The sequence below is a fragment of the Streptomyces sp. NPDC032940 genome (genome assembly GCF_040636935.1).
GTDB lineage: Bacteria > Actinomycetota > Actinomycetes > Streptomycetales > Streptomycetaceae > Streptomyces.
Window position 1 is genome coordinate 34501 of the sequence record NZ_JBEZVJ010000030.1, and the last position, 10859, is coordinate 45359.

The window sequence follows — 10859 nt, forward strand, 5'->3', positions numbered from 1 at the left end:
GGGGCTGAATCGTGGAGAACCTGATTGCGCTGCTGGTGGCGGCGCCCCTGCTCGGAGCGGCGGTCCTGTTGTGCGGCGGCCGCCGGCTGGACGCCGTCGGCCACTGGATCGGCACGCTGCTGGCCGCCGTGTCCTTCGTGCTCGGCGTCGTCCTCTTCACCGACCTGCTGGGCAACGGCGCCGAGGACCGCACCCTCACGCAGCACCTGTTCAGCTGGATCCCGGTCGAGGGCTTCCAGGCCGACGTCGCCTTCCGGCTCGACCAGCTGTCGATGACGTTCGTCCTGCTGATCACCGGCGTCGGCTCGCTGATCCACCTGTACTCGGTCGCGTACATGGAGCACGACGAGCGCCGCCGCCGCTTCTTCGGCTATCTGAACCTGTTCCTCGCGGCGATGCTGATCCTGGTCCTCGCCGACAACTACCTGCTGCTGTACGTCGGCTGGGAGGGCGTCGGTCTCGCCTCCTACCTGCTCATCGGCTTCTGGCAGCACAAGCCCAGCGCGGCCACGGCCGCGAAGAAGGCCTTCCTGGTCAACCGGGTCGGCGACATGGGCCTGTCGATCGCGATCATGCTGATGTTCCTCTGGTTCGGCACCTTCGCCTTCGGGCCGGTGCTCGGTTCGCTGGAGGAGCCCGGCCTCGCGGGGCAGGCGGGCGAGGGCAAGCTCACCGCGATCGCGCTGATGCTGCTGCTCGCCGCGTGCGGCAAGTCCGCCCAGGTGCCGCTGCAGTCCTGGCTCGGTGACGCGATGGAGGGCCCGACCCCGGTCTCCGCCCTCATCCACGCCGCGACGATGGTCACGGCGGGCGTCTACCTGATCGTCCGCTCCGCCGCCGTCTTCAACGGCGCGCCGGACGCGCAGCTGGTGGTCACCATCGTCGGCGCGGTCACGCTGCTGTTCGGTGCGATCGTCGGTTGCGCGAAGGACGACATCAAGAAGGCGCTGGCCGGCTCGACCATGTCGCAGATCGGCTACATGGTGCTCGCCGCGGGCCTCGGCCCCATCGGCTACGTCTTCGCGATCATGCACCTGGTGACGCACGGCTTCTTCAAGGCCGGGCTGTTCCTCGGCGCCGGCTCCGTCATGCACGGCATGAACGACGAGGTCGACATGCGCCGCTACGGCGGACTGCGCAAGTACATGCCGGTCACCTTCGTCACCTTCGGCCTCGGCTATCTCGCCATCATCGGCTTCCCGGGCCTGTCCGGCTTCTTCTCCAAGGACAAGATCATCGAGGCGGCGTTCGCCAAGGGCGGCACCGAGGGCTGGATCCTCGGCGCCTGCGCCCTGCTGGGCGCGGCCGTCACCGCGTACTACATGACGCGCGTGATGCTGATGACGTTCTTCGGCGAGGAGCGCTGGCGCAACGCCCCGACGCCGTCGCCGACCGAGCCCGACGTGGAGCCCGCCGCCGAGACGCGCGGCGCCTACGAGCCCCCGCACCCGCACGAGTCGCCGGGGCTGATGACCATCCCGATGATCGTGCTGGCCGTGGGTTCGGTCGCGGGCGGTGCCTTCTTCAGCATCGGCGACCGCTTCCTGCAATGGCTCGAGCCCGTCACCGGGCACAGCCACGGGGACGCGCCGATCAGCGCCGGGACGGTCACCTCGGCCACCGTGGCCTGCATGGTCGTCGGCGTGGCGATCGCCTGGGCGCAGTACGGACGGCGTCCGGTCCCGGCCGTCGCCCCGCGCGGTTCGCTGCTCACCCGGGCCGCCCGGCGCGACCTGCTCCAGGACGACTTCAACCACGTCGTGCTGGTCCGCGGCGGCGAGCACCTCACGCGCTCGCTGGTCTACGTCGACCACACCCTGGTCGACGGGGTCGTCAACGGCACGGCGGCCTCGGTCGGCGGCCTGTCCGGGCGGATGCGCAAGCTGCAGAACGGCTTCGCGCGCTCGTACGCGGTCTCGATGTTCGGCGGTGCGGCGGTCCTCGTCGCCGCGACCCTGCTGATGAGGGCGGTCTGATACCGATGTCCTTTCCCCTGCTGACAGTCACGGCGGCCCTCCCGGCCGTCGGGGCGATCGCCACGGCAGCCGTGCCGGCCGCGCGACGCACCGCGGCCAAGTGGCTGGCGCTGCTGGTCTCGCTGGCCACGCTCGCGCTGGCGGTCACGGTGCTGGTCCGCTTCGACCCGGACGGCGACCGCTACCAGCTCACCGAGTCCCACTCCTGGATCGCCGACTTCGGCGTCCGTTACGAACTGGGCGTGGACGGCATCGCGGTGGCGCTGATCGCGCTGACCGCGCTGCTGATCCCGTTCATCGTCCTGGCGGGCTGGCACGACGCCGACCCGCTGGAGACCGGCAGCAAGCGGTGGCGGCCGACACAGGGCTTCTTCGCCCTGATCCTGGCCGTCGAGGCGATGGTGATCATCTCCTTCGAGGCCACCGACGTCTTCCTCTTCTACATCTTCTTCGAAGCCATGCTGATCCCGCTGTACTTCCTGATCGGCGGCTTCGGCGACCGGGCCCACGAGCACGGGGAGAAGACGGCGGCCACGCAGCGTTCGTACGCGGCGGTGAAGTTCCTCCTCTACAACCTGGCCGGCGGTCTGATCATGCTGGCCGCGGTGATCGGGCTGTACGTGGTCGCCGGGAACTTCTCCCTCACGGAGTTCGCCGAGGCGCGGGCCAACGGCTCGCTGGACATGGCGACCAGCACCGAGCGGTGGCTGTTCCTCGGCTTCTTCTTCGCCTTCGCGGTGAAGGCACCGCTGTGGCCGCTGCACACCTGGCTGCCCAACGCGATGGGGGAGGCCACCGCGCCGGTCGCGGTGCTGATCACGGCGGTGGTCGACAAGGTCGGCACCTTCGCGATGCTCCGCTTCTGCCTCCAGTTGTTCCCGGAGGCGAGCAAGTGGGCGACGCCGGCGATCCTCGTCCTGGCGGTGATCAGCATCATCTACGGGGCGCTGCTCGCGGTCGGCCAGCGTGACATCAAGCGCCTGATCGCCTACGCGTCGATCTCGCACTTCGGCTTCATCATCATGGGCATCTTCGCGATGACCAGCCAGGGCCAGTCCGGCGCGACGCTCTACATGGTCAACCACGGCATCTCGACGGCCGTGCTGATGCTGATCGCCGGCTTCCTGATCTCCCGGCGCGGCTCGCGGCTCATCGCCGACTACGGGGGCGTGCAGAAGGTCGCCCCGGTGCTGGCCGGCACGTTCCTGATCGGCGGTCTGGCCACCCTGTCGCTGCCGGGGCTCGCGCCCTTCGTCAGTGAGTTCCTGGTGCTGGTGGGCACGTTCACGCGCTATCCGGTGATCGGCATCATCGCCACCTTCGGCATCGTCCTCGCCGCGCTCTACACCCTCGTCCTGTACCAGCGGACGATGACCGGTCCGGTGAAGCCCGAGGTGAGCGCCCTGCCCGACCTGCGGGTGCGGGAGCTGGTGGTCGTGGCGCCGCTGGTGGCGCTGCTGATCTTCCTCGGCGTCTACCCGAAGCCCGTCACGGACATCGTCGACCCGGCGGTGCAGCAGACCATGTCCGACGTACACAAGAAGGACCCCCAGCCCGAGGTGGAGGCGGCCAAGTGAGCGCATCAGCCGTCCACAGCCTGTGGACAACGGCGGCAACGGCGGCCGAACCGATCGCGAAGATCGACGCACCGAAGATCGAGTACGGGCAGCTCGCGCCCACGCTCATCGTCATCGGCGCGGCGGTCGTGGGCATCCTGATCGAGGCCTTCGTGCCGCGCAGGTCCCGCTACTACGTACAGATGTTCGTGTCCGTCGTCGCGCTCGTCGCCGCCTTCGCCGCGGTCGTCGCGCTCGCGGCGCGCGGATACGGGACGACCAAGGCGGGCATCGCGGCGATGGGCGCCATCGCCGTCGACGGACCGGCCCTCTTCCTGCAGGGCACGATCCTGCTGGCAGCGCTGGTCGCCGTCTTCACCTTCGCCGAGCGCCGGCTCGACCCCGAGACGCACGGCAACCGGGTCGACTCCTTCGCCGCGCAGGCCGCGGCCGTGCCCGGCAGCGAGAGCGAGCAGAAGGCGGTCAAGGCCGGCTTCACCACGACGGAGGTCTTCCCGCTCCTCCTCTTCGCCGTCGCCGGCATGCTGGTCTTCCCGGCGGCCAACGACCTGCTGACGCTCTTCGTCGCCCTGGAGGTCTTCTCCCTCCCGCTGTATCTGCTGTGCGCGCTGGCCCGGCGCAAGCGGCTGCTGTCGCAGGAGGCGGCGGTCAAGTACTTCCTGCTCGGCGCGTTCGCCTCCGCGTTCACCCTGTTCGGCATCGCCCTGCTCTACGGCTACTCGGGCTCGATGTCGTACGGAACGATCGCGAAGGTCGTCGACGGCACGGTGCAGAGCGTCACCCCGGCCCTCGCCGGGACCATGGGCAACGACGCGCTGCTGCTCGTCGGGTCCGCGCTGATCGTCATGGGCCTGCTGTTCAAGGTGGGCGCGGTGCCGTTCCACATGTGGACGCCGGACGTGTACCAGGGCGCGCCGACGCCGGTGACCGGCTTCATGGCGGCGGCGACCAAGGTGGCGGCCTTCGGCGCCCTGCTCCGCATCCTCTACGTCGTCCTGCCCGGCCTGCGCTGGGACTGGCGGCCGGTGATGTGGGCCGTGGCGATCGTCACCATGCTGGGCGGCGCGATCGTCGCGATCACCCAGACCGACATCAAGCGGCTGCTGGCGTACTCGTCGATCGCGCACGCGGGCTTCATCCTCGCGGGTGTCATCGCGACCACGCCGGACGGCGTCTCCTCCGTCCTCTTCTACCTGGCCGCGTACTCCTTCGTGACGATCGGCGCCTTCGCGGTGGTCACGCTGGTGCGCGACGCGGGCGGTGAGGCGACGCACCTGTCGAAGTGGGCGGGGCTCGGGCGCCGGTCCCCGCTGGTCGCGGCGGTCTTCGCGGTCTTCCTGCTGGCCTTCGCGGGCATCCCGCTGACCTCCGGCTTCGCGGGGAAGTTCGCCGTGTTCAAGGCCGCGGCGGAGGGCGGCGCGGCCCCGCTGGTCGTGATCGGCGTGATCTCGTCGGCGATCGCGGCGTTCTTCTACATCCGCGTGATCGTGCTGATGTTCTTCAGCGAGCCGCGCCCCGAGGGCCCGACCGTCGCGGTGCCGTCACCGCTGACGATGACGGCGATCGGCGTCGGGGTCGCGGTCACGGTGGTGCTGGGCGTGGCACCGCAGTACTTCCTGGACCTGGCCGGCCAGGCGGGGGTGTTCGTGCGCTGACGCGACGCTCGCCTCTTCCACGCCGACGGCCCGGCACCCTCGGGGGGTGCCGGGCCGCGCTGTGTGCCAGGTGGGCTACTCGCCGCTGCGACGTGCCTTGATGGCGGTCAGGTCCAGATCCATCGGGAAAGGCGCGCTCACCTTCATGCGCTCGCGGAAGATGCCGACGCTGGTGTAGGCCTCCACGGTGGGCTCGAGTTCGAAGGCGTGTACCACGGCAAAGCCCTTCTCGCTCTCGACACGCCAGTAGTGGGGGATCTTCGCCCTTGCATACTTCAGAGGCTTGGTCTCGCGGTCTCGTGAGAGCGAGTCGGTGGATACCACCTCGACCGCGAGCAGGACGGCCGATGACGGAAAGCGGGTCTGTGCCGACTCCGTCCAGGCGTCGGCCCGCAACACAACGACGTCCGGTTCGGGCCGGTTCTGCGCGTCGATGTCGATCGTGAACTCACGGAAGACCTCGAACTCGTCAGGTGCCAGCGACTGCAACTGCCACTTGAAGAAGTCGACAGCTCGTTCACGAAAGGCGGTCTGCGGACTCACGAAGACCAGGCTCCCGTCGATCAGCTCCGTATGCGGAGGCAGGTTCGGAAGCCGGTCCAGGTCGTCTGCGGTCCAGCCGCCCTCGGGCGGGAACGGCCAGGCGGGTGTGGACGCCTTCGGTGCGACGCTCATCAGTGCTCCCATGGGACGGAGTCTCGCGGGTGCAATCAGACTATCCGCCGGAAACGGGCGGGTCTCTCGCGAACGTGTGAACGACTGGCGTGTCCTTGACGGGGTCCCGCTGACAACCGGCCTGTGGATAACTCCGGGGCTGTCGGCGCGGGCCCCTATCGTTGAGGCAGTGGTCGGGACAGGACGGGCGCGGCAGGGTGTGCGGGGGACGGGACGATGGGCGTGAGCGGCGAGATGACAGAGACGGCAGAGGCAGGACGGCTGGACAGCGAGACGCTGGCCACGCTGCACCGGGTCTTCGGGTACGAGGCCTTCCGCGGTGAGCAGGAGGCGGTCGTCGACCACGTGGTGGCCGGTGGCGACGCCGTAGTGCTGATGCCGACCGGCGGCGGCAAGTCGCTGTGCTACCAGATCCCGGCCCTGGTCAGGCCCGGCACGGGCATCGTGGTCTCCCCGCTGATCGCGCTCATGCAGGACCAGGTGGACGCGCTGCGCGCCCTCGGGGTGCGGGCCGGGTTCATGAACTCCACGCAGGACTTCGACGAGCGGCGCGTGGTGGAGGCCGAGTTCCTCGCCGGCGAGCTGGACCTGCTGTACCTGGCGCCCGAGCGGCTGCGGCTGGAGAGCACGCTCGACCTGCTCTCCCGCGGCAAGATCTCCCTCTTCGCCATCGACGAGGCGCACTGCGTCTCCCAGTGGGGCCACGACTTCCGGCCCGACTACCTGGCCCTGTCCCTGCTCGGCGAGCGCTGGCCGGACGTGCCCCGCCTCGCGCTCACGGCGACGGCCACGCACGCCACCCACCGTGAGATCACCGAGCGGCTGAACATGCCGGCGGCGCGGCACTTCGTGGCCAGCTTCGACCGGCCCAACATCCAGTACCGGATCGTGCCGAAGACCGACCCCAGGAAGCAGCTGCTGGGCTTCCTGCGCGAGGAGCACGCCGGGGACGCGGGCATCGTCTACTGCCTCTCGCGCAACTCCGTCGAGAAGACCGCCGAGTTCCTCTCGCACAACGGCGTCGAGGCCGTGCCGTACCACGCGGGCCTGGACGCGGGCACCCGCGCGGCGCACCAGTCGAGGTTCCTGCGCGAGGAGGGCCTGGTGGTCGTGGCGACCATCGCCTTCGGCATGGGCATCGACAAGCCGGACGTCCGCTTCGTCGCCCACCTGGACCTGCCCAAGTCGGTCGAGGGCTACTACCAGGAGACCGGCCGCGCCGGCCGGGACGGCCTGCCGTCGACGGCCTGGATGGCGTACGGGCTCAACGACGTCATCCAGCAGCGCAAGCTGATCCAGTCCGGTGAGGGCGACGAGGCGTTCCGCCGCCGGGCCCAGTCCCACCTGGACGCGATGCTCGCCCTGTGCGAGACCGTCCGGTGCCGCCGCGGCCAGCTCCTCGCCTACTTCGGACAGGACCCGGATCCGGCGGGCTGCGGCAACTGCGACACGTGCCTGACCCCGCCCGAGACCTGGGACGGCACGGTGGCGGCGCAGAAGGTGCTGTCGACGGTGGTGCGGCTGAAGCGGGAGCGCGGGCAGAAGTTCGGCGCCGGGCAGATCATCGACATCCTGCTGGGCAAGCGCACGGCCAAGGTGATCCAGTTCGACCACGACCAGCTCTCCGTGTTCGGCATCGGCGAGGAGCTGACCGAGGGCGAGTGGCGGGGCGTCACCCGGCAGCTGCTGGCCCAGGGGCTGCTCGCGGTCGAGGGCGAGTACGGCACGCTGGTGCTGACCGAGGCCAGCGGGGCGGTGCTGCGGCGGGAGCGGGAGGTGCCGCTGCGCAAGGAGCCCAAGAAGCCGGCCGCGGCCAAGTCGGCGGGTGGCGGCCGCGGCGACCGCAAGGCCAAGGCCGCCGCGGCCGAGCTGCCCGCGGAGCTGCAGCCCGCGTTCGAGGCGCTGCGCGCCTGGCGCGCCGAGCAGGCCCGCGAGCAGGGCGTTCCGGCGTACGTGATCTTCCACGACGCCACGCTCCGGGAGATCGCCACCGCGTGGCCCACCTCGGTCGCGCAGCTCGGCGGGATCAGCGGCGTCGGCGAGAAGAAGCTGGCGACGTACGGGGAGGGTGTGCTGGCGGTGCTCGCCGGGCTGGCCGGCGAGCAGTCACCGGCCCCCGCCACCGGCGCCGGGCCCACCGCCGGCGCCGGGCCCGGCCCGCACGACTGGCCCGAGGACGAGCCGGAGCCGGAGCCCGACGACTGGATATGAGACGGGGCGCCTCCCCGTCACCGCGCCGTCCCCGTCACCGGGCCCGTGCCGCGTACGCCCTGACGTCGGCGTCGCTGTCGCCGGTCGCCGTGGCGAGCGCAGCCCGGGCGTCCGGCGTGGCGTCGGTGTGCCGGGTCAGGGACAGGACGGCCGCCTTGCGGACATCGGCGTTGGAATCGGCGAGGGCCTTGGCGAGGACGGGGACCGCGGCGTCGGACGCGGCGGCGGACAGCGCGGTGGCCGCGCCCGCCCGGACCTGCCAGGCGGGGTCGGACAGCGCGGCGACCGCCCGGGCCGCCAGCGGGACAGGGCAGCCCGTCTCCGCCAGCGCCGCGAAGGCCGCGCCGCGGACCAGGGCGTCGGGGTCCTCGGTGAGCCGGTCGTGGGCCCCGCCCGCGCGGGGGTCCGCCCGCAGCGTGCCCAGCGCCTTGGCGACGGCGACCCGGACCTCGCGGGACGGGTCCTCGGCGGCCGGTGAGAGCGCCTCGGCGGCGTCCAGGGAGACCAGCCCGCGTACGGCTTCGATGCGCACCGAGGTGTCCGGGTCGCCGAGGGCCCCGGTGAACGTGCCGGGGGCGCCCAGCCGCAGAACGCGCAGCAGGTCGAGGGCGGTGGCGCGGACCACGGGGTCGGACTGGTCCAGCGCCCGCGCGAGGGGCTCGCCCAGCGCCGGTTCGGGTGCCAGCGTCTCGGCCAGTTCGCGCAGCGAGGCCGCCGCGGCGGCGCGTACCTCGCCGTCCGGGTCGGACAGGGCGGCGGCGAGCGCCGGACCGGTGCCGGTGGGCACGGTCTCGGTCAGCACGGTGACCGCGGTGCGCCGGACGGCGGGTTCGGCGTCGGACAAGTACGGGCGGAGGGCAGCGAGTTCGGGTTCGTTATCGGCCAGGGCCAGCAGCTCCAGCAGCCGGGGCGAGGCCGTAGCGGCCGGTTCGGCGGGTGCGGGGCCGCCGTCGCCCGGCGCCACGGTGGCCGGCGCCCCCACGGCGCGGGGCGCGGCGTCGCGGGCGCCGGCCGTCGCCACCTGCTCCGGGTGCACCTCGCCGAGGTGCCGGGGCGTCCCGCCGACCGCCGTGAACTCGTCGACCGGCACCAGATAGGGAGCCACGGGACGGGCCGTGAACTCCATCGCACCGGAGGGGGACTTGTGCAGATCGAGGTGGTGGAACCAGGACGCGTCGTCGCGCTCGGGGATGTCGACGCGCTTGTGGTAGAGGCCCCAGCGGGACTCCGTGCGGGCCAGGGAGGCGCGGGCGGCCATCTCCGCGCAGTCGCGGATGAAGGAGACCTCGGCGCAGCGCATCAGCTCGTGCGGGGTCCGCGCGCCCATCGCGGCGATGTCGTCGCGCATCCGCTCGAACGCCTCCAGGGCGAGCGACAGCCGCGCGCCCGACTTCGGCGGGGCCACGTAGTCGTTCACGAAGCGGCGCAGCTTGTACTCGACCTGGGGCTGCGGCGGGCCGTCGGGGTTGCGCAGCGGGCGGTAGACCAGCTCGTGCGCGGCGTGCAGCTGGTCGGCCGGCAACTCGCCCTCGTACGGCCGGTACCGGGCGGCGTCCGCACCCGCGAGGTCGCCGAAGACGAACGCGCCGATCATGTAGTTGTGCGGCACGCAGGCCAGGTCGCCGGCCGCGTAGAGGCGGGGGACGGTGGTGCGGGCGTGGTCGTCGACGCGGACGCCGGAAGCGGAGTGGCCGCCGCACAGACCGATCTCGGAGATGTGCATCTCGACGTCGTGGGTGCGGTAGTCGTGGCCGCGGCCCGCGTGGAAGGTGCCGCGGGTGGGGCGCTCGGTGGAGTGCAGGATCGACTCCAGGGCGGAGACCGACTCCTCCGGGAGGTGGCTGAGCTTCAGGTACACCGGGCCGCGGTCGCTGGCGACCTCGGCGGCGAACTCGGCCATCATCCGGCCCGACCAGTAGTCGGAGTCGACGAAGCGCTCGCCGTGCCGGTTGACCTGGTAGCCGCCGAAGGGGTTGGCGACGTAGGCACAGGCGGGGCCGTTGTAGTCCTTGATCAGCGGGTTGATCTGGAAGCACTCGATGCCGGTCAGCTCGGCGCCCGCGTGGTAGGCCATGGCGTAGCCGTCACCGGCGTTGGTGGGGTTCTCGTAGGTGCCGTAGAGGTAGCCGGAGGCGGGCAGGCCGAGCCGGCCGGCTGCGCCGGTCGCCAGGATCACGGCACCCGCGCGGACGGTCACGAACCGCCCCGTACGGGTGTTGAAACCGGCCGCGCCCACCGCCCGGCCCTCCGCCGTGAGGACCCGCACCGGCATCACGCGGTTCTCGATGCGGATCTTCTCCCGCATCTCGCGTCGGCGGAGCTGCCGGTAGAGGACCTTCTTGACGTCCTTGCCCTCCGGCATCGGCAGCACGTAGGAGCCGGAGCGGTGTACCTGGCGGACCGCGTAGTCGCCGTGCTCGTCCTTCTCGAACTTGACCCCGTACGACTCGAGCCGCCGGACCATGCCGAAGCCGCGGACCGCGGTCTGGCGGACGGTGGACTGGTCGACGATGCCGTCGTTGGCGCGCGTGATCTCGGCGACGTAGTCGTCGGGTTCGGCGCGGCCGGGGATGACGGCGTTGTTGACGCCGTCCATGCCCATGGCGAGGGCGCCGGAGTGGCGGACGTGGGCCTTCTCCAGCAGCAGGACGTTCGCTCCGTGCTCGGCGGCGGTCAGCGCGGCCATGGTGCCGGCGGTGCCGCCACCGATGACGAGGACGTCGCAGGAGAGTTCTTCGGCGTCGGTGAGGGCGGGGATCTCCACC

General features: G+C 71.4%; 6 protein-coding genes. 4 read left to right on the forward strand and 2 right to left on the reverse strand.

Translation table 11 applies throughout. The features are described from left to right. Nucleotides 1–11 precede the first annotated feature (11 nt). From nuoL to nuoN, 3 genes are read left to right on the forward strand one after another with little or no spacing between them, the layout of a single operon-like run. The gene (nuoL, locus tag AB0E77_RS28410; RefSeq protein ID WP_361575903.1) at nucleotides 12–1976 is read left to right on the forward strand and encodes an NADH-quinone oxidoreductase subunit L; all 1965 of its coding nucleotides are present in this window, start codon (nucleotides 12–14) and stop codon (nucleotides 1974–1976) included. 5 nt (nucleotides 1977–1981) lie between these two features. Next, nucleotides 1982–3553 carry an NADH-quinone oxidoreductase subunit M gene (locus AB0E77_RS28415; protein ID WP_361575906.1) on the forward strand — a complete coding sequence of 524 codons (1572 nt, stop codon included), beginning with the start codon at nucleotides 1982–1984 and terminating at the stop codon, nucleotides 3551–3553. Continuing rightward, entirely contained in the window at nucleotides 3550–5208 is a 1659-nt protein-coding gene (nuoN, locus tag AB0E77_RS28420; protein WP_361575909.1) for an NADH-quinone oxidoreductase subunit NuoN, read from the forward strand. Before AB0E77_RS28415 ends, nuoN begins: the two co-directional genes overlap by 4 nt. Nucleotides 5209–5283: 75 nt before the next feature. Here nuoN and AB0E77_RS28425 read toward each other — a convergent pair whose 3' ends face one another. After that, nucleotides 5284–5883, reverse strand: a complete 600-nt coding sequence (locus tag AB0E77_RS28425; RefSeq protein ID WP_361575912.1) for a Uma2 family endonuclease — start codon at nucleotides 5881–5883, stop codon at nucleotides 5284–5286. Nucleotides 5884–6117: 234 nt separating this feature from the next. Here AB0E77_RS28425 and recQ point away from each other — a divergent pair, with 234 nt between their 5' ends. Further along, entirely contained in the window at nucleotides 6118–8094 is a 1977-nt protein-coding gene (gene recQ, locus AB0E77_RS28430; protein WP_361575915.1) for a DNA helicase RecQ, read from the forward strand. Between the two features lie 34 nt (nucleotides 8095–8128). Here the strand turns inward: recQ and AB0E77_RS28435 are convergent, their stop codons facing one another. Continuing rightward, entirely contained in the window at nucleotides 8129–10858 is a 2730-nt protein-coding gene (locus tag AB0E77_RS28435) for a fumarate reductase/succinate dehydrogenase flavoprotein subunit (protein WP_361575918.1), read from the reverse strand. Between the last annotated feature and the right edge of the window lies 1 nt (nucleotide 10859).